The 24,842-nt window shown below is 39.3% G+C and carries 21 protein-coding genes; 14 read left to right on the top strand and 7 right to left on the bottom strand.

The window, feature by feature from the left end; all coding sequences use genetic code 11:
- Positions 1–65 precede the first annotated feature (65 nt).
- Positions 66–1,553, top strand: a complete 1,488-nt coding sequence (locus AC1RJ8_RS14690; protein WP_492954473.1) for a PhoX family protein — start codon at positions 66–68, stop codon at positions 1,551–1,553.
- Positions 1,554–1,626: 73 nt separating this feature from the next.
- On the top strand, positions 1,627–3,420 hold the full coding sequence (locus tag AC1RJ8_RS14685; RefSeq protein WP_492954472.1) for a cytochrome-c peroxidase: 1,794 nt from the start codon (positions 1,627–1,629) through the stop codon (positions 3,418–3,420).
- Between the two features lie 225 nt (positions 3,421–3,645).
- Here the strand turns inward: AC1RJ8_RS14685 and AC1RJ8_RS14680 are convergent, their stop codons facing one another.
- The gene (locus tag AC1RJ8_RS14680) at positions 3,646–4,329 is read right to left on the bottom strand and encodes an arylesterase (RefSeq protein WP_492954471.1); all 684 of its coding nucleotides are present in this window, start codon (positions 4,327–4,329) and stop codon (positions 3,646–3,648) included.
- A 104-nt stretch (positions 4,330–4,433) separates the two neighbouring features.
- On the opposite strand from AC1RJ8_RS14680, the gene AC1RJ8_RS14675 reads away from it, so the two are divergent.
- From AC1RJ8_RS14675 to AC1RJ8_RS14665, 3 genes are read left to right on the top strand one after another with little or no spacing between them, the layout of a single operon-like run.
- Complete coding sequence (locus tag AC1RJ8_RS14675; RefSeq protein ID WP_057934160.1) at positions 4,434–5,123, top strand: ABC transporter ATP-binding protein; 690 nt, start codon at positions 4,434–4,436, stop codon at positions 5,121–5,123.
- Positions 5,116–7,650, top strand: a complete 2,535-nt coding sequence (locus tag AC1RJ8_RS14670; protein ID WP_492954470.1) for an ABC transporter permease — start codon at positions 5,116–5,118, stop codon at positions 7,648–7,650. Before AC1RJ8_RS14675 ends, AC1RJ8_RS14670 begins: the two co-directional genes overlap by 8 nt.
- Positions 7,651–7,698: 48 nt before the next feature.
- The gene (locus AC1RJ8_RS14665) at positions 7,699–8,235 is read left to right on the top strand and encodes a lipocalin family protein (RefSeq protein WP_492954469.1); all 537 of its coding nucleotides are present in this window, start codon (positions 7,699–7,701) and stop codon (positions 8,233–8,235) included.
- Between the two features lie 103 nt (positions 8,236–8,338).
- On the opposite strand, the gene hxlA is transcribed toward AC1RJ8_RS14665, so the two are convergent.
- Both hxlA and hxlB read right to left on the bottom strand, forming a co-directional pair.
- On the bottom strand, positions 8,339–8,971 hold the full coding sequence (gene hxlA / locus AC1RJ8_RS14660) for a 3-hexulose-6-phosphate synthase (protein WP_492954468.1): 633 nt from the start codon (positions 8,969–8,971) through the stop codon (positions 8,339–8,341).
- 31 nt (positions 8,972–9,002) lie between these two features.
- The gene (hxlB, locus tag AC1RJ8_RS14655) at positions 9,003–9,632 is read right to left on the bottom strand and encodes a 6-phospho-3-hexuloisomerase (protein ID WP_492954467.1); all 630 of its coding nucleotides are present in this window, start codon (positions 9,630–9,632) and stop codon (positions 9,003–9,005) included.
- Positions 9,633–9,837: 205 nt separating this feature from the next.
- Between hxlB and AC1RJ8_RS14650 the strand changes: the two genes are divergently transcribed.
- The 3 genes from AC1RJ8_RS14650 to AC1RJ8_RS14640 all read left to right on the top strand — a co-directional run bounded on the left by AC1RJ8_RS14650 (position 9,838) and on the right by AC1RJ8_RS14640 (position 12,416).
- Complete coding sequence (locus AC1RJ8_RS14650) at positions 9,838–10,701, top strand: helix-turn-helix domain-containing protein (RefSeq protein WP_057934143.1); 864 nt, start codon at positions 9,838–9,840, stop codon at positions 10,699–10,701.
- Between the two features lie 94 nt (positions 10,702–10,795).
- Complete coding sequence (locus AC1RJ8_RS14645) at positions 10,796–10,978, top strand: hypothetical protein (protein WP_057934142.1); 183 nt, start codon at positions 10,796–10,798, stop codon at positions 10,976–10,978.
- Between the two features lie 148 nt (positions 10,979–11,126).
- Complete coding sequence (locus AC1RJ8_RS14640) at positions 11,127–12,416, top strand: gluconate:H+ symporter (protein WP_492954466.1); 1,290 nt, start codon at positions 11,127–11,129, stop codon at positions 12,414–12,416.
- Positions 12,417–12,842: 426 nt separating this feature from the next.
- Here AC1RJ8_RS14640 and AC1RJ8_RS14635 read toward each other — a convergent pair whose 3' ends face one another.
- From AC1RJ8_RS14635 to AC1RJ8_RS14625, 3 genes are read right to left on the bottom strand one after another with little or no spacing between them, the layout of a single operon-like run.
- Positions 12,843–15,290 (bottom strand): TonB-dependent receptor domain-containing protein, encoded by a 2,448-nt coding sequence (locus AC1RJ8_RS14635; protein ID WP_492954465.1) that lies wholly within the window; start codon positions 15,288–15,290, stop codon positions 12,843–12,845.
- Positions 15,291–15,318: 28 nt separating this feature from the next.
- Entirely contained in the window at positions 15,319–17,238 is a 1,920-nt protein-coding gene (locus tag AC1RJ8_RS14630; RefSeq protein ID WP_492954464.1) for a M56 family metallopeptidase, read from the bottom strand.
- Positions 17,239–17,267: 29 nt separating this feature from the next.
- On the bottom strand, positions 17,268–17,657 hold the full coding sequence (locus tag AC1RJ8_RS14625; RefSeq protein WP_029275844.1) for a BlaI/MecI/CopY family transcriptional regulator: 390 nt from the start codon (positions 17,655–17,657) through the stop codon (positions 17,268–17,270).
- Between the two features lie 344 nt (positions 17,658–18,001).
- On the opposite strand from AC1RJ8_RS14625, the gene AC1RJ8_RS14620 reads away from it, so the two are divergent.
- From AC1RJ8_RS14620 to AC1RJ8_RS14595, 6 genes are all read left to right on the top strand, one after another.
- Positions 18,002–18,676 carry a hypothetical protein gene (locus AC1RJ8_RS14620; RefSeq protein WP_492954463.1) on the top strand — a complete coding sequence of 225 codons (675 nt, stop codon included), beginning with the start codon at positions 18,002–18,004 and terminating at the stop codon, positions 18,674–18,676.
- A 451-nt stretch (positions 18,677–19,127) separates the two neighbouring features.
- A complete protein-coding gene (locus tag AC1RJ8_RS14615) occupies positions 19,128–20,192 on the top strand; it encodes a response regulator (protein ID WP_492954462.1) in 1,065 nt (354 codons plus the stop codon).
- A gap of 431 nt (positions 20,193–20,623) precedes the next feature.
- Positions 20,624–21,250 carry a cyclic nucleotide-binding domain-containing protein gene (locus AC1RJ8_RS14610; protein WP_492954461.1) on the top strand — a complete coding sequence of 209 codons (627 nt, stop codon included), beginning with the start codon at positions 20,624–20,626 and terminating at the stop codon, positions 21,248–21,250.
- Positions 21,251–21,561: 311 nt separating this feature from the next.
- Complete coding sequence (locus AC1RJ8_RS14605) at positions 21,562–22,212, top strand: FadR/GntR family transcriptional regulator (protein ID WP_492954460.1); 651 nt, start codon at positions 21,562–21,564, stop codon at positions 22,210–22,212.
- Between the two features lie 10 nt (positions 22,213–22,222).
- Positions 22,223–23,056, top strand: coding sequence for a sulfite exporter TauE/SafE family protein (locus AC1RJ8_RS14600; protein WP_492954459.1), 834 nt, complete (start codon positions 22,223–22,225; stop codon positions 23,054–23,056).
- An 11-nt stretch (positions 23,057–23,067) separates the two neighbouring features.
- Entirely contained in the window at positions 23,068–23,469 is a 402-nt protein-coding gene (locus AC1RJ8_RS14595) for a DUF1634 domain-containing protein (protein WP_492954458.1), read from the top strand.
- Between the two features lie 431 nt (positions 23,470–23,900).
- On the opposite strand, the gene AC1RJ8_RS14590 is transcribed toward AC1RJ8_RS14595, so the two are convergent.
- The gene (locus tag AC1RJ8_RS14590) at positions 23,901–24,830 is read right to left on the bottom strand and encodes an NAD(P)-dependent oxidoreductase (protein WP_492954491.1); all 930 of its coding nucleotides are present in this window, start codon (positions 24,828–24,830) and stop codon (positions 23,901–23,903) included.
- Positions 24,831–24,842 lie beyond the last annotated feature (12 nt).

Raw genomic sequence — 24,842 nt, 5'->3', positions numbered from 1 at the left:
AACATATAATTTAATTTCCGGAAACATAGCCCATGTAATTTTGCCTCAAACGGAAAACAAAAATTATGAACAAAACATTATTAAAGCAAAAGGCATTAGCCCTTGCTGTTGCCGCATTCGTTACTTCGGCAGTTGTGATCAGTGCCTGTAAAAAGAATAATGAGCCAGAAACTCCTGAAACCACTCCAGTTGCGCTTAAAGATTATTCGGTAAACCCTTCATTGGTTAAAACCATGCCCGGTTTCGAAAGCTTGAATATTACCACACTGATCAGCTCAGACGATGTACTGCCAGAATCACCAAATTTTATATTTGGCGCACAACCTGATGGAGCAGGAATTATCAAAAATCCAGCCGGTGAAGGTTTCATCATGATTAATAACCATGAAATTCTTCAATCTGTATCGAGAGTATACTTAGATAAAAATTTCAAACCTGTAAAAGGAGAATATATTGTAGATTCTGATGGCGGTATGACCCGTTTATGTTCTGCTACGTTGGTAACACCAGAAGAACATGGCTTTGCTAAACCAGTTTTCTTAACTGCCGGAGAAAGCGGCGCAGAATCGATGATCCATGCCATCGACCCACTTGCTGCAGCAGATAAAAAGAACAAACAGAGAACTGTTAGTGCATTGGGCAGATGGAGCGCTGAAAATGCAGTGCCGCTCCCTAAAGCATCATATGCTGGCAAAACCGTTATACTGATCGGTGAAGATGAAACCGATGGACAATTGGCCATGTACGTATCTAACACTCAGGGCGACCTGGAAAACGGAAAGTTATATGTGATGAAACGCAGCAATAACGATCCGATAGAAACCAATATGGACAAAGGACAAAGCTATGATGTGGAATTTGTAGAGCTTGATAACGTAAAAAGCAGTACAGGTGCACAGTTACAGCAACAAACAATCGATAAAAAAGCTTTAATGTTAGCCCGCGTAGAAGATATCGATTACAGAAAAGGCAGCGCAGCAAACGGACGGGAAGTATATTTTACTGCAACTGGTGTTAGCCAGGGCGATAAACTTACACCGGTAAGTGGAAAAACCATGTGGGGCCGTGTATATAAACTGGTATTAGATGCAAGCAATCCACTAAAAGGTAAGTTAGAAGTTGCCGTTGACGGAAATGACAACCCTGGAAAAAGTATTGTAAATCCAGATAACCTTTGTGTAACCGAAAACTATGTATACATCCAGGAAGATGGAGACTCGTTCTACAAAAATAACGACCATGATGGAACCATCTGGCAATTTGCAATGGCTTCAAAATCGTTAAAACCGATGTTACAAATGAACCACCGCAGAACAGATGCTACCTTTAATGCTAAATACAACCCATCAAACAGTGTACAATTAAGTAGCTGGGAATATGGCGCGATGTACGATATCTCTGCGCTGACTGGTATTCCTGATACATTCATCGTTAATTTACACCCGCACACCTGGACAAGCGATAAATACAAAAATGCTGATGGTGGTACAACAAGATTGGTAAATAATAACGAAGGCGGACAAGTTGTAATCGTTCGCGGCGTTTCTAAATAACCTATTTTATTTCTTTATCCCTTTCGGCAAACGCCGGAAGGGATTTCTATTTTATTTCAACTCCAACCTCAGCATGTCTAGCCTTAAAAAAATTGTTTTTTTCATTGTACTGATTACCCTTACTACCCTATTATCCATTTTCTGCAAAACGGAAAACAGATCAAATGCAGAGTTGGTAAAAGCAGATTTTGATAGACAGCTTGTTGAATTTCAAAGTATTGTTGACCAAAAATTATCAATGGCTGTTCAAAACAGGGATGAAAAAGCAATTAAACAATCTTTTCTACAGGCGAGAATAAAATACAAACAGCTGGAGTATTATATCGAGTATTTTTTCCCTTCAACTTCTGTGCTGCTTAATGGTGCGCCGATTGATGAAATTGAACTGGGCGAAAATCTCATTGAAAATCCAACAGGCTTCCAAGTAATGGAAGAAATTATCTATGAAGCCCCAACAACAGAAAACAGAAAGGAATTAGAGAATGAGGTAAAAAAAATGCAACTCAACCTGCAACGTGTTAGCCGCTTTAATGAACAGTACCAGATTACCGATGCACAATTATTTGATGCTATCCGTTTAGAAATTTTCAGGATTACCAGTTTAGGCATTACTGGTTTTGATACGCCAAATGCCTTACAATCGATACCCGAAACGGCTTCGGCACTACAAGGAATAGCAAACGTACTGGCAAAGTATGAAAACGACGCACCAGATAAATTGATCCCTTCAGCGATAAGCCACCTGGATAAAAATACCGATTTTGATCATTTCGATCGTTTAACTTTTATAACTGAATATCTTGATCCGATCAGCAAACACATCAATTTACTTCGTTTAGAAAAAAAAATACCAACTGCCGCCAGCGGCAGTGCGCTTCGCGACGATGCAACAAGTATGTTCCAAGCAAACGCTTTTAACATAAACAAATTTGTAGGCAACAGTACCTTATTTATCAACGATGATAAAATTGCCCTTGGAAAAATTCTATTCAATGATGCAGTGCTTTCTAATGGAAATAACCGGAGCTGCGCCAGCTGCCATCAACAATCACTCGCCTTTACCGATGGTTTGACCAAAGCAGCAGGAATATCAAAAGGACAATCGCTACTGAGAAATACACCAACTTTAACTTATGCTGGTTTACAGCGCGGATTCTTTTATGATTTAAAAGCAGGAACCCTGGAAGATCAGGCGCTTGATGTGGTTCATCATAAACAGGAAATGAATGGTTCACTAATACAGGCTGCAACGAGAATCAATTCATCAAAAAATTATCTAACCTTATTTCAAAAAGCTTATCAAAATAAAACTACGAAAGCCGATCCATGGAAAATCCAGCATGCATTGGCATCTTATATCCGTTCGTTATCTCCGTTTAACTCCCGATTTGACCGCTACATGCAAGGAGATAAAAAACAGTTAAATCAAGAAGAAAAAGAAGGTTTTAATCTTTTTATGGGAAAAGCAAAGTGTGGAAGCTGTCATTTTGCACCCTTATTTAATGGTACACAATCACCACTCTTTATTAAAAGTGAAGCAGAAGTTTTAGGCGTACCCGCTACTACGGATACCTTAAAGCCTAAAATAGATCCTGACCTGGGCCGATATGCCCTTTATGCCTACCCGCAATATAAACATGCATTTAAAACATCAACCCTAAGAAACATCACCAAAACAGGCCCATATATGCACAATGGTGTTTATAAAACCTTAGCGCAGGTGATGGATTTTTATAATCAAGGTGGAGGCGCAGGCATGGGGATCAATATTGAAAACCAGACTTTATCTGCCGATAAGTTAAACTTAAGCAAACTGGAAATCAGACAGATTATTGCATTTTTAGGCACATTGGAAGATATTCAATAAATCGTATATTTCCGCGTCATCCTGAGTTCATCTCAGGATCTTATAGACTGACAGATCCTGATTCCGAATATTCGGGACAGTATAAAAATACCTGGTTTGGGAGATCGTCATTTCGACCGCAGCAGAGAAATCTTAACCTTTCGGGAACATAGTTCAAAGATCTCTCCACTCCGCGTTGCTTCGGTCGAGATGAAGATTTTTTCTATCGGAATCTGTCTGTTTAAACTACAACAAATCCTTCAGCACTACCCAAACGTTTTCGGCAAGGATCTTATCGCCTTCGGCAGTTGGGTGTATGCCATCGGCCTGGTTTAATTTCGGAACACCACCTACCTTATCCAATAAAAACGGGATCAGGGCCATTTGGTTTTTCTTTGCCAGATCAGGAAACATGTTTTTAAAGTCGGCGGCATATTTTGCACCCATATTTGGTGGAACCTGCATACCAGCCAATACCATTTTAGCATCTGGGTATTTAGCTTTTACCCGATCAATAATTGCCTGAAGGTTTTTAATCGTTTGCGATACAGGCAACCCACGCAGTCCATCATTAGCGCCAAGTTCGAGCACAAAAATATCCACACGCTGTTTAAGCAACCAATCAATGCGCCCTTTTCCGCCAGCAGAAGTTTCGCCACTTAAACCACCATTAATTACTTTGTAAGGCATTTGTAAAGAATCGATCCGATTTTGGATCAATGCCGGGTAAGCTTCCGTAGGGTCGAGCCCATAACCTGCGGTTAAACTGGTGCCAAAAAAGAGGATATTCTTTTGCTCAGAAGGCACGGTAGCCGTTTTTTGGTCAGTCGAATCTAAAGTTTTATCGGTATTGCTTTTATTTTCGCGGTTTCCGCAGCTTAGTAGTACAAGGCTCAAAACAAATAGCCCCATTAATCGTTTTCGTAACATATCTAAGTAATCTATATCTAATTATCGTTTAAACCATTACCTTAACAGGCAGCGCCCGGTTATGTTTGGCCACAATCTATACGCAAACCCTAAAAATTCAGCTATTGGAAAGCATATTGAACATCCGAAATGTAAGCAAAATTTATCAAAGTGCCGGACGGGAACTCACCGTTTTGGATAACATTAATTTTTCGATAACAGCAGGCTCAACGGTAGCCATAACGGGCCCTTCGGGAAGCGGAAAAACAACCTTACTTGGTTTATGTGCCGGATTGGACAGGGCCAGTAGCGGAACGGTTGAACTGAATGGTATTGCCTTAGAGAAACTAAATGAAGATGAAAGGGCAGCGATCAGAAATCAATATGTGGGTTTCATTTTTCAGAACTTCCAACTGTTGCCCACTTTAACGGCACTCGAAAATGTAATGGTACCTTTAGAATTGAGAGGAGCAAAAAACATCCGTGCGCATGCACTGGAACTGCTGGATAAAGTTGGCCTTGCCGACCGCTCCCATCACTATCCTGTACAATTATCAGGTGGTGAGCAACAGCGCGTTTCGCTGGCACGGGCATTTTCAAACCAACCGGCTATTCTTTTTGCAGATGAACCTACCGGAAACCTTGATGCAGAAACCAGTGAAAAAGTGATCAAATTGCTTTTTGATTTAAACAAAGATGCAGGAACCACACTGATTATCGTAACACATGATCTTGAATTGGCTGCCAGAACAGCAAGGAGCATTAAAATTAAAGGCGGCGTAATCATTTCAGACGAAAATCCTACTTATGCCTAATAGCCTCCCAAAACAATCTATTAAGTTTTCGTGGCTGTTTAAAATGGCCTGGCGCGATAGCAGGAAAAACCGTGCACGTTTATTGCTCTTTATCTCATCCATCGTTTTGGGCATTGCAGCCCTCGTTGCGGTTTATTCGTTTAAAGATAACCTGCAAAAGGATATCGATGCACAGGCAAAAGAACTTACAGGAGCCGATCTGGTTTTAGATAGCCGGAAAGGTGTAAGCAAAGCGATGCAAAAAATGCTCGATACACTTGGCGATGAACGATCGCAGGAGAAAACCTTTGCTTCGATGATCTATTTCCAGAAAGGCGGAGGTAGCCGTTTGGTACAAATGAAAGCACTAGAGGGAAATTATCCATATTATGGTACGATAGAAACCATTCCGCTAACCGCAGCAAAACACTTTCAATCGGGAAGAAATGCCTTGGTAGATCAAACCCTGATGCTGCAGTTTAATGCAAAAGTTGGCGATTCGGTAAAAATCGGCGATCTCAATTTCAACATACTGGGCACTTTAACCAAAGCCCCGGGCCAAACAGGTATTGGTGCAAGTATTGCCCCTACGGTTTATATTCCACTAAAAACCCTCGATAAAACAAATCTGATTAAAACCGGAAGCCGGATCAACAATAAATTTTATTTCAGGTACAATGATCCATCCAAGATAGATGAATGGGTAAAAAAGCAGGACAGTAAATTAGAAAAAGAAGGTTTCGATGCCGATACGGTTGAATCGAGAAAAGAACAGACCGGAAGATCGTTTAAAGATGTAAACCGTTTTCTGGCTTTATCTGGTTTTATCGCTTTGCTGCTGGGTTGTGTTGGCGTAGGTAGCGCTATCCATGTGTATATCCAGGAAAAGTTAAGCGCGATTGCTACCCTGAGGTGTTTAGGGTTAAAATCGCGTCATGCCTTTTTAATTTACCTTATCCAGGTCTTTTTTATTGGCTTAATTGCCGCTGTTTTAGGCGCAGCCTTAGGCACGGGTATACAATTTTTGCTTCCACTGGTATTAAAAGATTTTTTACCTGTGGAGATCACCATGCAGGTTTCGTGGCCTGCTGTTGGTCAGGGGCTGTTACTTGGTCTGATCATCTCGATCCTCTTCGCCCTTCCTTCGCTCCTATCCGTTAGAAGAATTTCGCCATTAAATGCCATCCGGATATCTTTCGAAAAAGCAACTGGAAAAAGAGATCCGCTAACCTGGCTGGTATACCTGCTTATGGCGGTCTTTATTACGGCTTTTACGCACTTGCAGATGAAAACGTGGATACAAACGCTGGCTTTTACCGCAAGTATTGCCATCGCTTTTGTGCTGTTGATCATACTGTCTAAACTGTTGATGTTCCTGGTGAGAAAACTCTTGCCCAATTCATCCAGTTATTTATGGCGACAGGGTTTTGCTAACCTTTACCGGCCAAATAACCAAACCTTGATGCTTACCGTTTCTATAGGTTTATCAACTGCATTTATCTGTACCCTATTTTTTGTTCAGGGGATATTAATGAGTCGCGTTACGCTTTCATCAGGCGCTAACCAGCCCAATATGGTGATGTTTGATATCCAAAATACGCAAAAAGAAGGATTGGACAGTTTAACCAAAGCGTTCAAATTGCCGCTAATGAACCAGGTACCAGTAATTACCATGCGCATTGAAGAAATTAACGGGAAGAAAGCCAGTGCAGATACCAATAACAGAAGGGCTTATCGCAACGAAATCAGGGCTACCTATCAGGATACTTTAACCGCAGCAGAGAAAATCACGGCAGGCAAATGGACCGGAAAAATAAAACCCAATGAAACCGTTTATATTTCGTTAGATCAGCGTTATGCCCAGCAGATTCATGTTGAGCTGAATGATAAAATCCTTTTTAATGTGCAGGGTATGATGATCCCAACGGTTGTTGGAAGTTTGAGGGAAGTAAACTGGAGCAGGATGCAGACCAATTTCAGGGTTGTTTTTCCAACAGGGGTATTAGAAGAAGCACCACAGTTTCATGTGTTGATGACCAGGGTACCATCGGGCGAAGTTTCAGCCCGTTTCCAAGGAGAAGTGGTGCAAAAATTTCCAAATGTTTCGGTCATCGATTTAGATCTGGTATTAAAACTCTTAGATGAGCTGTTAAGCAAAATCGGTTTTGTGATTCAGTTTATGGCCGGTTTTAGTATGGTAACGGGTTGGATTGTTTTAATATCTTCAGTATTAACTAGTAAAAACCAGCGGATAAAAGAAAGTATTTTATTACGGACCATGGGTGCAAGCAGAAAGCAGATTGTAGCCATAAACGCCATTGAATATTTCTTTTTAGGAGCATTTGCAGCAGGCGCCGGATTAATTTTAGCCATCAGTGGAAGCTGGGCATTGGCTAAATTTACTTTCGATGCAACCTTTATGCCTCCATTTATACCAACATTATTACTGTTTGGCTCAATTGTATTGCTTGTGGTAATTACGGGTGTACTAAGCACAAGAAGCATTCTTAACCAACCACCGTTAAAGATTTTAAGAACGGAGAGTTAAGCAAACTATATGATAACAACTTTGTTCCTTTTTAAAAGAATTTAAAATATGAATAAAAGATACCCCATATTGTTTCTGGCTTTAGGCGTTGGTGTTATAGCGATCAATCTAATTTCTTGTGTGTCTATTCCGAAGGGAGCCACTGCTGTTAGGCCATTTAAAAAAGACAAATACCTGGGAAAGTGGTATGAGATTGCCCGAATGGATTTTAAGTTCGAAAAAGATCTTAATAATGTAACTGCTACCTACTCGCTTAAAGACGATGGTAGTATCAAGGTAGATAACCGCGGCTACAATTATGCTAAAAAAGAATGGAAACAGAGTATCGGTAAAGCAAAGTTTGTGAAAGAAAGCGACGAAGCGAGATTAAAAGTTTCTTTTTTTGGTCCCTTTTATGCAGGCTATAACGTAATCGAGATCGACACAGATTATCAATATGCTTTGATAGCTGGCAACAGCCTAAAATATCTCTGGATTTTATCCAGAAACAAAAGCATCCCGGAAAACATTAAACAGCAATATTTAAAAAAGGCACAAAGCTTAGGTTATGATACTGCTGCTTTGGTTTGGACCAAACAGGATTAATAGCCATTTTATTCATGCTATTGACTAACCAATATCACCAAAAGTAAAATATAATCTGTTAGCATAAACCAAGGGCCTATGCTAACAGATTATCCACTAATAACTATGCAGCATCAATTGCTTCGCGAAGCGCTTTTGCCGCAGCAGCAGGATCTTCAGCACCATAAATTGCAGCACCTGCAACGGCAACTATAGCACCTGCCTGTATAACTGCGGTAACGTTATCAATATTTACCCCACCAGCAATAGAAACCGGAACTCCAGCTCTTGCAGCCTCATCAATAAGCACTTGAATAGAGTAACCAGCCGTCCACTGTTCATCTAAACCTGCGTGTAGTTCTACAAATTCAACACCTAATGCAGTAACCTCTTGTGCTCTTTTAACACGGTCAGGATAACCAATGGTATCTACCACTACTCCTTTTCCATGTGCTTTTGCCGCTTTAACAGCACCAATAATCGTTGCATTTCCTGCAGCGCCCATTACGGTAACCAAATCAGCTCCTGCTTTAAATGCGATATCAGCTTCTAATTCGCCCGCGTCTGCAGTTTTTAAATCTGCAAAAACCAGTTTATCAGGATGTGCAGCTTTCATTGCCGTAATTACTGTAGAACCCATATTCTTGATCAGCGGAGTGCCCAATTCAATAATATCTACGTATGGAGCTACTTTTGCTGCCAATGCTAAGGCCTCTTCAGTTGTTAATAAATCTATTGCTACTTGTAATTTTGCCATGATTCTATTTTATTTATATTATAATTAATTGTTATTCAAGATTGGCGTGTCTCTTCCATAATGTTTCTGCAGCTTGCCCGCTCAGTTTCCAAAGCGATTGAAAAACGGCATCGTTAAGTAAAAGCAAAAACTGCTCGAACAGGCTTCCTGCATACTGGGTAGATATTTTTGCACTGTGGTCTTCTTTTTCTGCTGCCGGTACCAGTACCACATGGCTGGCCAGTTTTGCCAGTAACGATCCGGCATTCGTAGTAATGGCCACAACTTCCGCACCTACCGCTTTTGATTTTTCTGCTGCCCTTACAATTGATCCGGTTGATCCTGAACCCGAGGCAGCAATTAATAAATCGCCGGCTTCAATTGCCGGACTTGTGGTATCACCAACATAATAAACAGTAAGTCCAAGATGCATTAAACGCATTGCTGCCGATTGCATGGCAAAACCAGAGCGGCCTGCAGCAGTAATAAAAATCCGTTTTGCCTGCTGAATGTGATATACAAAAGGGATCAACTGGTCTAATTCCATCTGTCTGGCCAATCGGGTATTCTCCTCAATAATCTTATCCAGGTTCATTTGCAGATCCCAGGCCAGCTGCTGGTTATCAAGGCTATCTATCGCTAACTGGCTATCTGTATTTTTTACTGGTGCTTTTAAATCCATTTTACACGCGCTGTTTATTTGCCCAAAGGTATGACAGCTCTTTACAAGCATGGTTATACATTTAGCCACTTATATGGGACAATCAGGAAACATATCACGGCAAAAGTCATCCATTAGCCATATTAAAAGCACTGTTTCCGAATAGTCCACCAGAATTATCTGTTAATCCAACCGATAAAAAATTAAGTGTTTAACTTTAACCATCATGAGTTTATTACCCGAAGCAACACATCTGGAAAAATCCATTATCTATATCCGCGATCTGAGCAATTGCCCGCCTAGCTATCTTAATGATCCGGGCAGAAAAGAGTTCTTCGAAATCGTTTGGTTAAAAAACGAAGAACCCTTACACGCACTGCAAGCATCAGAATTCGACAGTAAAGGAGACTGGATTTACCTCATCCCTCCCTACCGTGTGCACCAGCTTAACAAAGCTGGTAAAAACGGTGTATTAATCTCTTTTAAAAGGTCTGTTCTCGAAGGGGAAGAAAAAGAATTCCTACTCGATCTGTTTAAGATCTTTAATGTTCAGGGCGAATTTTCCTGTTTAAGGCTAAATCAGGAAACCGCTGCTGAGCTCAGCAATATTTACAAATTAATTGAGGATGAATACCAGAAGGCAGGCAATACTTTTATCATTACCAAAGCACTGCTGAAGGTATTTTTATTAAAACTGATCCAGGTAAAAGAACATGAATTTACCAGCCATGATGTACAGCAAAAAAGAGTCTACGAATTTTTGATGTTACTCGAAAGCAATTACCAGCAGGTTAGGAATACCGATTTCTATGCCGGTAAAATAGGCATCAGTTCCAAAAGGTTAAATCAGATTTTAAAAGAAAAACTAAATAAAACAGGAATGCAGATCATCCACGACCGCATTATCCTGGAGGCAAAAAGGAAAATCATCCATAGTGCGCATACCATCAAAGAAATTGCATACGAACTGGGATTTTCAGACCGACCTTATTTTAGCCGTTTCTTTAAAAAACAGACGGGCCAAACGCCCGAAGAATTTCAAAAAGAGGCAAGAAACCATATCGAATCAAAATTTAATACACTGGTCTAAATGATTATAGCTTCTGAATTTAATTTTAATTAGGCAGTTCCTGTTTAAGTTTTTCTTTTATGCAGCTTTTGGCAAATTATAATACTTTTACATCATGATCAGATTAAACAGTGATACACCAAGCGATATTCTTCAGGATGTGAAAATCGGCGATATGGTAACCGATACCTTTAGCAAAACCGGCCTCGTTGAAAATATAGAAATTAGTGATGATGGCCTGTACCGGGTTTATGAGTTTCATCTCGTTACCGGCAGAACCATTACCGTTAAAAAGTAAAAAGCGCTAAAAGTGAAAATTAACCACGACCTGTCCTGATTTTCGGGAGATAAAAAGGATAGGCACAGATAATTATTAAAATCAGTGTTTATCTGTGTGCATCTGTGGTAAAAGCTACATTTAATCACATTACCTAAACCCTAACCAAATGTCATTATTTATTCTACTCTTCGGCATCCTGTTGCTTTTCGTACTGATCTTGAAAAAGATCAACCCAATGATTGCCCTAATTGCTGTGGCGATTATTACAGGTCTTTTATTGGGCATGCCTGCCACAAAAGTAATGACCTCTATCAGCAATGGTATAGGTAGCACGCTGGGCAGCATGGTAATGGTTTTGGCACTCGGTGCGATGATGGGCAAATTAATTGAAGATAGCGGATCGGCAAAAAAGATTGTTTTCATATTGATCGGCGCTTTTGGCAAAAAGAACATCCAATGGGCCGTGCTGTTAACCGGTTTATTGGTGGGGATTCCCTTATTTTACAATGCAGGTTTCGTGGTGTTAATCCCCTTGGTTTTTGCCATTTCTGCCACAACAGGATTATCAAAATTATATATTGGCATCCCAATGGCTACAGCCCTTTCGGTAACACATGGTTTTTTACCGCCCCATCCTGGTCCGGTTGCTTTGGCTGGCATTTTCCATGCCGATATTGGTAAAACATTAATTTATGGTTTAACTTTAAGTGTACCAATTGCGGTTATTGCCGGAATCTATTTTCCACGATTGATTCTCAAACGCGATCAATCGGTAACTGTTCAGCACTTCAGTATCAACGAAGAAGAAAACCTTCCTTCTGCTTCAAGGAGTTTCATTACTGCATTGCTGCCGGTATTTTTAATTATCGCGGGAACCATTGGAAGTAGTTTTAAATTCGATTATATCGGCAAGCCGCTGTTTATATTTTTAGCCGATCCTACCGCGGCCCTATTAATTTCGGTTATTATTGCTTTAGCGGTTCAGAAAACTTCCATTACAAAAGCAATGGAATCGTGTGCCGAAGGTGTTAAAAGTATTGCGATGATTATCCTCATTATTGCAGCAGGCGGTGCCTTTAAACAGATTTTGATTGATAGTGGTGTGGGCGAAACCGTAAAACAGCTTACTGGTGGCCTAAATTTATCGCCATTATTACTCGCATGGTTAATCACCGCATCGCTTAGGGTAACCCTGGGATCAGCAACAGTGGCCGCACTAACCGCTTCGGGTATGGTATTGCCGTTAATTGGCCCGGGAACTCCGCCAGAGTTAATGGTTTTATCGGTCGGCGCGGGGAGTTTAATGTTTTCTCATGTAAACGATACAGGTTTCTGGATGTTTAAAGAATACTTTAACCTTAGCCTTAAAGAAACTTTTAGCACCTGGACCATGATGGAAAGCCTGGTTTCTGTTTTAGGGCTTATTGGGGTGCTGGTGTTGAATCAGTTTGTATAGGAAAATTGAAAACTTAGTTGCGTTCAGGTGACTTAGGTCGTCAAAAGACTTTCACTTATTGGTCGGTGAGACACCGACCAATAGAAATAGAAAAAATGTATTGTGCCCAATTAGGTAAAGACCAATTGGTAAGATTTTTTTGAAAAGCAATTACAGCAGCTTTAGATTGAAATAGCCCCGCTCTCCGTTCTTTTAGATGAAGAATCGAAACCACTTCGATCGGGTTTAGCGGGCCTAAACAGTACTGCTATCCTGGGTAAAATAAACCCGACCGACAGCGTTATCCTGATTCCTGCTATCAGGATTAAGCAAAGGGCGGGACTAGCGGAACCGAAGCACCACAGGCACTGCTTTCCAAAAAAAATAGTCAACGCTACAGATCCCTCCATTTCGCTGCGCTTTCATTCGGGATGACGAATTGTTCCATTAGTTCTTCACCCTGTTCTTTTCTGCATCGGCACCAGAAGACTCGTGTTTAGCCGGCGAAGAAAAAGCTTTACCAAAACGGTAACTATAACTCACTACAACCGATCTCGAATCCTGACGGTTAACCCAGTTTGCTTCTGTATTTGCCAGATTATTGATTATACCATTATAAATACGGGTTCTGAAAATATCGTTAGCGGTTAACTTCAACGTACTTTTTGCTGAAAGTTTTTTCTGCACCGCTGCACCGAACTCATGTACTTCACCCAATAAAAACTGTACATTAGATAGTTTACTCTGGTAACGCATATTTACCTCTGCATTCCAGGTCGGACTGATTTTGAACTGCAAATTCGGATTCGCCCTTAAATAACTTCCATTAGTAACCAAAAAACCTGTATAGAAATCTGTTTTTGAAACTATTTTTGCATACTCAACATAAGCATTCAGTTTAACCCATTTGGTGAGGTCGATATCTGCATTTACCGAAACATTGGCCACTCTTGTTTTACCCACATTTGCTGGTCTGCTATAATAGGTGCCATTTAAAATTTCGATGGTTTCGTTCACCTCATCCCGCACCCAGCTGTAGCCAAATGTTGTGGTAATCTTATTTTTATAAGTATGAGAAAGTTCGATACTTTGTGTAAAAGAAGGCTTTAAAAAAGGATTGCCAACATAATAAGTAAACTTATCCAAAGGAGAAAAGAATGGATTAAGGTCTTGATAATAAGGACGATCAATCCTTCTTCCATAATTCAGTCCCAGTTGATTGTTCCCTGCAGTATCGAGTTTGTAGGAGAAATAAAGCGTTGGAAATAAACTGTTATAGGTTCTTTTAAAACTCGAATCGGGTTTGATCAGATTGCCCAACTGATGCCCGTTAGAAACCGTGTTTTCGTACCTTAAGCCAGCCTGGAGCGAAAACCGCTTCCCTTCCCTGCTCATATTCAGGTAAACGGCATTGATATTCTCCTCATATAAAAAGTGATTGCTCTTTTCATAATCGGCACTGGTTTTCCCGTTTGCGGTATTAAAGTAATCGGCAATATTATCCGTTTTGGTATAAGCGGTTTTAACTCCTGCATCCAGCTTCCACTTATTTTCCAATGGATGCGAATAATCCATTTTAGCAGTATAAATATCAATATTTGAAGGCAGGTTACCTGTTAAAATATCCTGGTATTTTAAGGATCCGCCAGGCAGATAACTGAAGTTGTAATAAGTCTGGTCGGTTTGATTTCGATAAAGCAGATAATCCGCATCGAAGGTTAATTCCCGACCTGCCTGCTTAAATTTGTGCCTGTAATTTAAATTTACACCTGCATTCTGATATTTGATCTGATCGATATTTTCAGCCCTGATGACCGAATCTAACTGCATTGAAGCATTAGACAGATTACTGGTATTGTTGTTTACCTGTTTCGAAATCCGGTTCATTCCGGTAAGTACCACTCCCCAGGTAGTTTTCTCAGAAGCATAATAATCAAGTCCGGTTTTTAAATTAAAAGTATTGCCGTGCCTGCGGAAATAAGAATTCTGATTAAAGTAGGATTTGGCACTACCATCAGCATTTTTATATTTCCGGTTGAGATCAAGATCGGTAAAACTATTGTTAAGGTTGTAGCTCAGGTTACCAAAAACATTAATCTTATCCTTGCGGTAATTAAAGTTGAAACTGTTGTTCGAGCGACTTAATTTGCCTTGATTTAAACTCAGATTAATCCCTCCATTAAACCCAGCGGTTTTGGTTTTCTTGGTTTTGATATTAATTACGCCTCCATTTCCTGCAGCATCGTATTTGGCAGGTGGATTGGTCATCAGTTCAATCTGATCAAGCGAAGAGGAAGGCAACGAACGCAGGTAATTATCCAGGTCGGCGCCCGATAAATAGGTTGGTTTATCATCAATGAAAATAGCCACTCCACTTTTACCTTTGAGCGAGATTACCCCATTCTGATCTACATTTACCCCTGGCGATTTGCTCAGCACATCCAAGGCAGTTGTGCCTGCATTCGAGATCAGAGCATCAACATTGACAACAGTACGGTCTATTTTCCGCTCTACGAAAGCCTTTTGCCCCGAAATATTTACCTCTTTCAAATTGGTCGCTCCAGCAGTGATCTTAATATCTGATAGTTCAATAACGGCATGGCTGGCTGATAGCACCAACGTATCGGTTTGATATATTGGCGATCCGACTACCGATATTTTAATCAGGTATTTTCCAAAGCTGAGCTTATCGAAACTAAACAGTCCATCCTTTTCGGTGAAAGTTGTTTTAACCAACGCCGAATCTTTAAGCAGTGCAGCAGTGGCAAATTCTATATTTTTTCCATCGGCATCCAATACACGACCATAAATTCTGGATGGAGAAGTTTGGGCTTGAGCAAAGGTAAGGGCAATATTCATCCATATGGCTAAAAAAGCCATGAGCTTAAATTTCATGATGTGAATTGGATTAGCGCTTTAGAACTTAGTTTTTGTTGTTTTCTATCAGGAAATTATACATCAGCGAATGATTTTCGTTCTTCAAAAACCTTTGCTTGTATTTCTTCTGCACATCGGCATTTTGCTTTACGCCATTTACAATTAAATCGTCTTTATTGAGCTTGTACGATAATTTATTGGTGCTGTTAATAATGCCGTCTTTTATCAATTCCTGATTGATTTCGTTGGTATAATCGTGACCATCTCCGTTGGTTACGGTTTTCGAGGTAACCGTACGCTGCACACCTGTTCGGGTGCTTGTTTTTGGGTTATATACAGGTGGCGTTGGGGGTGTAGGTGGAGCTGATGGAATACTTGGAGTTGGCGGAACTGGAGGTACCGATGGTACAGCATACGCAGCGCGGGGTGCCCTTGGTGCTCTAGGTGGGCGCGGCGGACGTGGTGCTCTTGGTACACGTGAACCATCGCCACTTTTATTCTCTTGAACCCATTTAGCGTCTTCCTTTGCCCATTTATCAACTTCCTTTGTCCATTTGAGATCTTCCTTGGCCCATTTGGCGTGTTCCTTTGCTAATTTAGCATCTTCTTTAGCAAGTTTCTCATCCGCTATTCTCAGTTTTTCGTCGGCAATTCTGGCTTTAGCATCTTCTCTCCGCATTCGCTCATCCGCTATTGCCTTTCCAGCATCGTCTTTTCTGGCCTGCTGATCAGCAATTCTTGCCTTTACATCTTCTGCTGTTTCGCTGCTTTTGCGTTTTTCGTTTAACTGTTTCAATTGACGATCCATTTTCGAATTGATTTCCTTTTCCAATTGATCGGCAGATTTCCCTTCAACAGGTTTAGCTTTTTTTGCTGTATCCTGTAAAACTTGTATTGAAGTAGATATTTTTTTTCTGGCAACCGTTTTTGCATTGCCCACGCTTTTAAAGGTGGCACTGCAAACCACAACCGATACCAGGGCGATGGTTAATATTGTCTTTTCCATTTTGTTTAAAGTTGAATTGGTGTTGAATAACATCCTGCTTGCTCTATGCAGCAGGCTACCATTCTTACCCGTTATCGCCATGGCATAAGCAGGTGCACGCTGCTTAAACTCCTGACAGAATATGAGGGCCTGAACGTAGTTTTTGCGATCGCTTACACAGGTAATGGCCAAATCATCACAGCAATGTTCGCGTTCTGTTTTTATTAATTGTGATACCCAAAGTACCGCTGGGTTAAAGAAGAAAACGATTTCGATAAAACTTTGCAATAGGTTTACCAGGTAATCTTTGCGTTTAATGTGCGCCAGTTCGTGAGAAAGAATAGCCTCAACTTCTGCATTTGACAGGCCGGTAAGCAAACCTAACGGAATCAGAATTAAGGGTTTAAAATGCCCCACAACCATTGGCACCTGCGCAATACCCGATTGCATAATTTTAACCGATTGACTTAAACCTAATTTTTTGGCCAGCATAGCTAACTTTTCATCCCACTGTTTACCTGCAGCATAGGTTTTATGTTTACGCAAATGGTATACACCATTTAAACCTACCATTAACTGAATACTTTTTCCGCATATAATTAAAAACCAGATCAATACAATCTGATAAGCGTATGCATTCCATAGCGAAAGAATTTTGTTCAGTCCCGAATACATATCATGCTGAACGTTTGCTATTACAGGCTGATCGGTAGTCCCGCTGGGAAGATTAATAACGACCGTAGTACCAACAGGCTTTTGCAGTTCTTTGTAAAAGGTGAAGAATATGGCCACAACAAACAACGCTAAACATATGGTAAGCATATTATAGCGCAGTGCAGCGCTCGCTTTTCGGGCACTAAACATAACCAAACCAGCAAGCAAGGCCAATAGTACCCCAAGCCACAGCGAGTGGAACAGCGTAGCACCAAGGGCATGAAGCCAGTTTTCGGGCAAAAGGTTAATTAACTTAAATTCCATCATTGTGGTTCTTTAGAATCTGATATTATTAATTATTCCATGCTATCCAATAGCCGCTTAATCTCTTCTATTTCCTGTTTAGAGGTTTTTTCGTTACCCAGAAGCTGCATCATTAACTGCGAAGCAGATCCTTTATATAAGGTATTTACAAAACGGTCTAACAACTGCACTTTGGTTTTCTCTTCAGCCTCAACAGGAATATAAATGTGTTTCATTTGGCTTTCATCACGTTTTAATATTCCTTTTTCGGTTAAGATCTGCATCTGCTTTAAAGTTGAGGTATAATTCACCTCCCGTTGTTCGTTCAATTTATCGTTTACAAACCGAACTGTAGATGGCCCGAATTCCCATAATACCTGAAGAATTTCTAATTCAGCTTTAGTAGGTTCGGGCAGATTATTTTCAGTTTGATTACTTTTCATAACCTAAAGGTACGATACTTTTCGTACGATACAAATATTATGTTTATTTTTTTCAAAAAAAATAATTAAAACATTGATTTTCAATAAATTAAAAATTATCTATTATTTAAAGTCTAGCCAGGTAGGCATTGAATCTTTAGCATCAGGCCATTTTTATTAATCCAACCTGATCAATAAAGTATAAGTAACTCAGAAATAGAAGGTGCTTTGACAACAATCACTAATCACATTAATTCTTATCAATGGAAATAAGTTAATGCTTAAGCAAATTTGGGAATCAAAATCTATCCTATGTCGCATTTTTTTGTTTTATGGTTAAATTTTATCGCTTATAAAAAATTAAGATGACAGATAAAATAAATTCCATTTATATTCTGTTTATTAAATATTTGATATTAACAGTGATTTACCTCGTGTTGTTGGCCATCTTTGGTGAATATTATTTTTTTATCAGGTTTAATATCGAGATCTTAAACCTTGATGGCCTTACCGACATCTTATTATCACAAAGAGGGCTTTCGTATTGGGAAAAATGTGCTTTTTTAATCTTTTTACCTTTTATCATTACCGCAGGTTTTATCATTCACTACTGGATCTACGATATAAGCAACCAGCTATTTACCAGAAATTTCGCCTTTCTGATCGGCGTATTGCCATTTACATTTTTACCGTTCCTCATCAGCTTTCAGGATATTAAGCTCTTAATGGTGTTGCTCGGTATCACCCTTTTTCTTTTACTGTTGTTATGGGTTATTCTTTTTCATGTTAGGATGTTTCAGTTCAGCTACCTGTCATTTCATTTGTTCATCACCAGCTGCCTGATCACAACCTTTGTTGTACTTGGAAGGATCGATCTGGAAGCACAGAATTGTTTAAGCAATAAAAAAAACACAAATATCCTTAAAAACTTAAACTCACAATCGGTAGATAACAGTATTATTTTTATTGGGAATACAACATCTTTTGAGTTTTATTACTTGCCTACTCAACAAAGAAGTATTATCCTCCCTAAAAACTAAAAAACGGTCATTTGAACTAATTTTCAGCATTCACCAGACTTTTTAATTAGTTGTTCTTGCCATATTGATCACAATCAAACATGTATTTGACAATTATCAAGCCTTTTATCCGTCATATTAACGATTTTTATTTGATATTTGTCCGTTAATCCCTATAAAAACCTTTAATAAATGCCTTTTCTAAAAATGCTTGTTAAAAAACTGTATCATTTTTTTAACAAAGCCTTCAGTATTATCTTCACTTCCGTCAAGATAGTTTTTCCACCCGGCGGCTGAAGTTTTTTGCTACCCCTTATTATTTCCAATTGTCTATCTTCTTTTCTCGCAGACCATAATTTAGTCTATCGAAAAGCTTTAAATAACGTAACAACAAGGTCCGGAAATCAGGTTTAACGCCTGTTTTGCCAATCTAAAGGAAACTATTGCCTTCAGGATTAAACATAAAATTTAAATGGAGGGATCTAAAATCTTGATTATACTTGAGGATTTCGATCTAAGGATAAAAATCACCGAAATACTAACAATCGGGAAATACAATGTAAAATCAACAAATAGCGGTAAGCAAGCAATCGACATTATCAGAAAAAGTCCGGTAGATGTAATTATTTCGGAGGTAAATGTAGCTGAAATGGACGGAATTGGGGTATTGCGTGTTGTTAATAAATTTATGGAAACTGCGGGCATCAGTTTTATTATGGTATTGAACAATCAGGATTATGACCTTGCCCGCAGAGTGATGGAATTGGGCGCAGATGGCTACCTCATGACTCCTTTTGATGATGGCGAGCTGCTTAATCATGTAGAGGTAAGGCTCAGAAAAAAAAGGCTTCAACATGAATTATTTTTAAAACGGCATACTCAATTAAAGAATATTCATAAAAGCGGCGATGAATTATCCTGGTTAAGATCAAGATTTGAAGATTATTTGCCCAGATCTTTTAAAAAAAACCAGGTTCTTTATTATAGGGGAGAGAGACGATCGCTCGGATTGCATTACATTTTATCCGGAAAGATAAAAACCTATGTAGCCGATTCTGCCGGCAACATATTTATCACTGGCATTTATGGCCCGCATGAATATTTCGGACTTCAGGGCGCACTATTAGGTACTGAAAATAAGGAAATTGCAGAAGCCATCGATAGTGTTGAAATACTGACCATCCCTTATACCGATCTCCAGAATTTAATTACAGACTACCCAGACATGTTCAGCTTTTTTGCTAAAGCGCTTGCCAATGGCTTGAACAACCGTGATGAAAAGTTACTGAATATCGCCTATTACTCTGTAAGGAAGAGGATAGCAAAAGCAATTATTGAACTGACTAAACTAAACCACGAGTCTGCAGAGAATAATAGATTTATGCTTCCCAGATATGATCTGGCATCCTTGATAGGCATTGCAACCGAAACCCTGAGCAGGGTGCTCGGAGATTTCACCAAAGAGGGTTTAATTGAAAAAGACGGGAATAATATTATCGTACTGAATATGAATGCGCTGAAAACGATGAAAAATTAGCATAAGCTTATCTGGAATATCCAGCTGAAAACTTATCATTCTACTCACAGTGCTACCTAGTTTTAGCGATAAGTAAGATCAAGATAAATCTTGATCAAAATCAGAGGAAAATTAATTTTTAATACAGAATTTAGTTGTAGCCGATCTTAAGTGGGGTTAGCACAATACCAAAAAGCGATCGCCGCACAAGAAAATACTAAATCGATTTAGATGGTGTGAAGGCAATTAAAAAGCTAATGCTTCGGGTGGACAGATAGTTTCTGACTAATTTTCCTCCCAACAACACGTTGCAGTGCCATTGAAACCTGATAAGAAACCTACCCTATTAATTTGGGCATGAATCTGAGCTTTGGGTATGATCAGTTTGTAAATGCAATTTACTTAATAAAAAAACAAATCAATATGTCAACCTCAAAACTTAATTAATCAACATGGAAGTAAACTACATCAAATATTTTTTAAAGGTATTTCTTCCATTGTTAGATCGGAAGAAAGATAGAGCAGCTATCCGTTTTATGTACAGACATACGTCCTTTCTCAGTATTCGCAAAGGAGAAACACTTTTTAAGCCAAACAGCTCAGCTGCCAACGGTAAGATTATACTTGTAGCAGATGGCCTGGTTAATGGCTATTTGGTAAATGAAGAGACAGAGCAGGCCAATATATGGTTGGGCACAAAAGGTAGTGTGTATATCCGGAATGATTTTAAACAAACAGACGGGAATTTCAATCTTTTTGCCATAAAGGATACTATCGTTTTTTTGATAGACCAAACTGAGCTGGAGGAAGGCTGCACATGGTACCCTGTTCTTGATTCATTATTTAATGTTTATTTTCTCCAAACTGCCATAGCTGATGTAAACAATAGAAACATCTTATTTAGACTGCAGAATACCGAAAACAGAATATCGTTATTTAAACGTATTTACCCCGGACTATTTGACCAAATCCCCACTGACCTGCTGCTCTCCTATCTTGATATTGATTTAAGCTTAACACCTAAGCAAAACTTGCAAATGAATAGTATATATAGCAAAGATATACTTACTAATTTCTAAGATCGCGTATTAAAAAGAGCAATTTCACTGTTAGACAATCGCAAAAATGCTGTTGAATAATGCAGGATATAAACCGCATCTATTCAACAGCGGGTCTAATTAAAATACCATCATTCATTAATCATAGGGAATAATATCTCCTGATGGCATTTTCATTAAATACAACCTATTTCTTAACCTTATCGATCTGAAACTTGGCCAGAAAGTAAGTACCAGATTAACCCTATTTCAAAATAAAATGATGCTGATCATACACAAAACATACGATGTTTAAATAAAACATCGTATGTTTGTGCTGTAGATTCAAAACTATGAAACAGGAGAACAAGCTTTTCGAGCAGATAGCAGTTAAAATCCGTCAGGATATTAAAGAAGAAAAATTTAAAGTGGGCGAAAAAATTCCATCAGAGCCCGCACTAATGGAATTATATGGCGTTGGCCGCTCTACCATTAGGGAAGCAATAAAATCGCTAACCTTATCAGGAATCCTCACCGTTCAGCAAGGTTCTGGAACAAAAGTTAATGCCGCCCCTGCCGAGCCCATCGAGCAGCGTTTACGCAGTTCCGATTTTGAAGAAATTAATCAGGTTAGGGCATTGCTGGAACAGGAAATTGTACGTTTAGCTACGCAAAACAGAAGCGATTCTGATTTAAAAGCCATTGGCGAAGCACTTGAAAGACGAAAACTGGCCATCAAAAACGAGTCGAGAACAGCATGTGCCAATGCCGATATCGAATTTCACCTGGCCATTGCACTGGCATCCGGAAACCGTGTATTAAGTGACCTTTATGAAAGCTTCACCGTAATTATCCGCGATTTTTTTGCCAAACGTGCACCTTCTGGTATTGCCCATTTTGCGATGAGCCATCATTTGCACCAGTCATTATTTGATGCCATAAATAACAGGAATGCTGATGCTGCCAGCGAAATCATCGCAACTATATTGAACAACAATCATTAAATATAAAATCATGTCAATTTTAACTTTTACCCTGATCTTAATACTCGGGGCATACCTTGCAGGCCTTGTAGGCTCGTTAACCGGACTCGGTGGCGGGGTAGTCGTAATTCCTTTGCTTACACTCGTTTTCCATGTCGATATCCGTTATGCCATAGGTGCGGCACTGCTGGCTTCCATCGCCAATTCATCTGGTGCAGCAAGTGCTTACATTAAAGAAGGGATTACCAATATACGCTTGGGTATGTTTTTGGAAATTGCCACTACCGTTGGCGCAGTAATAGGCGCGTTAATTGCGATATATACACCAACCAATACCATTGCCATTCTTTTTGGTACTGTACTTCTATTTTCTGCTGCAATGACCTTAAGAAAAAAGAACCAGGAAGCCTTAACCGAAGGCAGCAGGTTATCTGCAATACTGAAACTTAATAGCAGTTACCCCACCCAAACAGGAACGGTTGAGTATAAACTCAAAAATGTTGGGGCAGGCTTTTCTATTATGACGGTAGCAGGTGTGATGTCGGGTTTGCTGGGTATCGGCTCTGGTGCTTTAAAAGTACTGGCCATGGATACCGCAATGAAAATTCCATTTAAAGTAAGTACAACAACCAGTAATTTTATGATTGGGGTTACTGCAGCAGCTAGTGCTGTAGTTTATCTGCAGCGTGGATATATGGATCCAGGAATTGCATTCCCAGTAGTACTTGGTGTATTGGGAGGAGCATTTACAGGTGCAAAATTATTGACCAAGATTAATACTTCAACCTTAAGGATTATTTTCTGTATTGCCATCACCTTCGTTGCACTCGAAATGATCTACAATGGTTACCATCACAAATTTTAAGTTAAAAACAAATGAAAAATATCATCTCAACACATCTTATACAAGACCGCGATGTCGAAAAAATCGTGGGCAAACTATTGAGGTTTGGTGTAATCACGGCTAGCCTGGTTGTTTTATTGGGCGGCATACTTTTCTTGGTACAAAGTGAAGCGCAAGGCCGACCTGATTACCACATCTTTAAAGGCGAAGAAAACGACTTCATCACTTTCGACGGCATTTTTATGGGGCTTTTTACTTTTAAACCAATGGCTATTATCCAGTTTGGAGTATTGCTTTTAATCATCACCCCAATTATGCGCATTGTATTCTCGCTGTTTGCTTTTATACTAGAAAAGGATAAACTTTATGTCGTAATTACCTTAATTGTACTGGCAATTATTCTAGGCAGCACTTTTGGCGGATTAAAAATATAGCGATTCTTCTAATTTATACGATATACATGAAACTTTTGTATTCTTGATAAAAGTATACGCTATACATGAAACTTATAAAAAGACCATATATATAAACCGGGTTATTCCCTTTATCAATAAACAAGTAATTAAAGTACTTACTGGTCAAAGGCGCGTGGGCAAAAGCTAAGTAATGCTTCAGTTGATGGAAAATATCGAAGCCACAGATAGCAATGCTAATATTGTATATGTCAATATGGAGGTAGATGATTTTTCACATGATGTCATATTCGGGCAAACAAATGTGGTATAATGCAAAAAAACCTGTTAGAATTCTTATCTGAACAAAGCGTTAACCAATAAATATTTAGATTAAATTATTCAAATACAATAACCATAGGAAAAGCCAAAATCTCCTATGGTTATCAACTTTAGTATTAAAAAGGATCGCTTTATCCTTTAAGCTGTTTAACTACTGCAATAATATCCTCTTCTCCATATTTTGAAGCAGCCGCTTCGAAAGTATTCAGTGCTATTTTAGCCAATGGCGACGAAATACCCTCTTCTTTTGCCAGGTTCAAATCCTTTACAATATGTTTAAGTGCAAAAGCAGCTTTATAATGATCCGCAATAATAGCATCACCTTTAATTTTGGTAAAAATATTGCCAATGGCTGCATTATTGATCAATTCTAACAAATCCTCTGTTTTAATCCCTTGTTCATTAGCAAACAAAACGGTTTCGGCCAAGCCCTGAGCATATAAGGCCAAAAGCGAATTGATGGCCAGTTTTGCGCTGTTGCCTGCGCCATTACCACCAACAAGTTTGGCAAGTTTGCCCATTTTTTCTAGAATCGGTTTTACCTGATTAAAAGCAGCTTCTTCACCACCAACCATAATAACCAACTGACCGGTTTCTGCCTGCTTTACACTTCCTGAAACTGGTGCATCTAAATAAAGGTTGCCTTTTGCTTTACACAGCGTTGCCATTTCTTTTGAAATTGAAGGAGAAACCGTGCTCATATTGATAATGATCTTACCGGAAGTTTCTCCACTAAAAAGACCTTCTTCCCCCTTAAAAACCTGTTCTATTGCAGCATCATCAGAAACCATAACAATTACCACATCAGTAGCTACAATTAGCGCTTTAGGTGTTTCAGCGATAGATGCACCCATTTCTTTCAGCAAAGCTTCTTTGTCCTTGCTCCTGTTGTAAACCGTAACTGTATAATCTGCTTTTATCAATTGCTCTGCCATCGGGACACCCATATTCCCTAGCCCGATCCAACCTATTTTTGTTGTATTCATTTTCTTATTTTTATGACAAGCAAATGTGCTAAAGAAAAAGCTGAAATTCTTAAACGCAGGTAAAAATGATACGATTAAATAATTATT

The sequence above is a fragment of the Pedobacter sp. GW822-FHT03F06 genome, assembly GCF_058801365.1.
Note: the sequence above shows the minus strand (reverse complement) of the source record. Positions and strands in the feature narration are given on the sequence as shown.

Excerpts from the sequence above, each read along its gene's own strand:
- AC1RJ8_RS14690 (WP_492954473.1), top strand. The coding sequence starts at position 66 with ATGAACAAAACATTATTAAAGCAAAAGGCATTAGCCCTTGCTGTTGCC.
- AC1RJ8_RS14685 (WP_492954472.1), top strand. The coding sequence starts at position 1,627 with ATGTCTAGCCTTAAAAAAATTGTTTTTTTCATTGTACTGATTACCCTT.
- AC1RJ8_RS14680 (WP_492954471.1), bottom strand. The coding sequence starts at position 4,329 with ATGTTACGAAAACGATTAATGGGGCTATTTGTTTTGAGCCTTGTACTA.
- AC1RJ8_RS14670 (WP_492954470.1), top strand. The coding sequence starts at position 5,116 with ATGCCTAATAGCCTCCCAAAACAATCTATTAAGTTTTCGTGGCTGTTT.
- AC1RJ8_RS14665 (WP_492954469.1), top strand. The coding sequence starts at position 7,699 with ATGAATAAAAGATACCCCATATTGTTTCTGGCTTTAGGCGTTGGTGTT.
- hxlA (WP_492954468.1), bottom strand. The coding sequence starts at position 8,971 with ATGGCAAAATTACAAGTAGCAATAGATTTATTAACAACTGAAGAGGCC.
- hxlB (WP_492954467.1), bottom strand. The coding sequence starts at position 9,632 with ATGGATTTAAAAGCACCAGTAAAAAATACAGATAGCCAGTTAGCGATA.
- AC1RJ8_RS14650 (WP_057934143.1), top strand. The coding sequence starts at position 9,838 with ATGAGTTTATTACCCGAAGCAACACATCTGGAAAAATCCATTATCTAT.
- AC1RJ8_RS14645 (WP_057934142.1), top strand. The coding sequence starts at position 10,796 with ATGATCAGATTAAACAGTGATACACCAAGCGATATTCTTCAGGATGTG.
- AC1RJ8_RS14640 (WP_492954466.1), top strand. The coding sequence starts at position 11,127 with ATGTCATTATTTATTCTACTCTTCGGCATCCTGTTGCTTTTCGTACTG.
- AC1RJ8_RS14635 (WP_492954465.1), bottom strand. The coding sequence starts at position 15,290 with ATGAAATTTAAGCTCATGGCTTTTTTAGCCATATGGATGAATATTGCC.
- AC1RJ8_RS14630 (WP_492954464.1), bottom strand. The coding sequence starts at position 17,238 with ATGATGGAATTTAAGTTAATTAACCTTTTGCCCGAAAACTGGCTTCAT.
- AC1RJ8_RS14625 (WP_029275844.1), bottom strand. The coding sequence starts at position 17,657 with ATGAAAAGTAATCAAACTGAAAATAATCTGCCCGAACCTACTAAAGCT.
- AC1RJ8_RS14620 (WP_492954463.1), top strand. The coding sequence starts at position 18,002 with ATGACAGATAAAATAAATTCCATTTATATTCTGTTTATTAAATATTTG.
- AC1RJ8_RS14615 (WP_492954462.1), top strand. The coding sequence starts at position 19,128 with ATGGAGGGATCTAAAATCTTGATTATACTTGAGGATTTCGATCTAAGG.
- AC1RJ8_RS14610 (WP_492954461.1), top strand. The coding sequence starts at position 20,624 with ATGGAAGTAAACTACATCAAATATTTTTTAAAGGTATTTCTTCCATTG.
- AC1RJ8_RS14605 (WP_492954460.1), top strand. The coding sequence starts at position 21,562 with ATGAAACAGGAGAACAAGCTTTTCGAGCAGATAGCAGTTAAAATCCGT.
- AC1RJ8_RS14600 (WP_492954459.1), top strand. The coding sequence starts at position 22,223 with ATGTCAATTTTAACTTTTACCCTGATCTTAATACTCGGGGCATACCTT.
- AC1RJ8_RS14595 (WP_492954458.1), top strand. The coding sequence starts at position 23,068 with ATGAAAAATATCATCTCAACACATCTTATACAAGACCGCGATGTCGAA.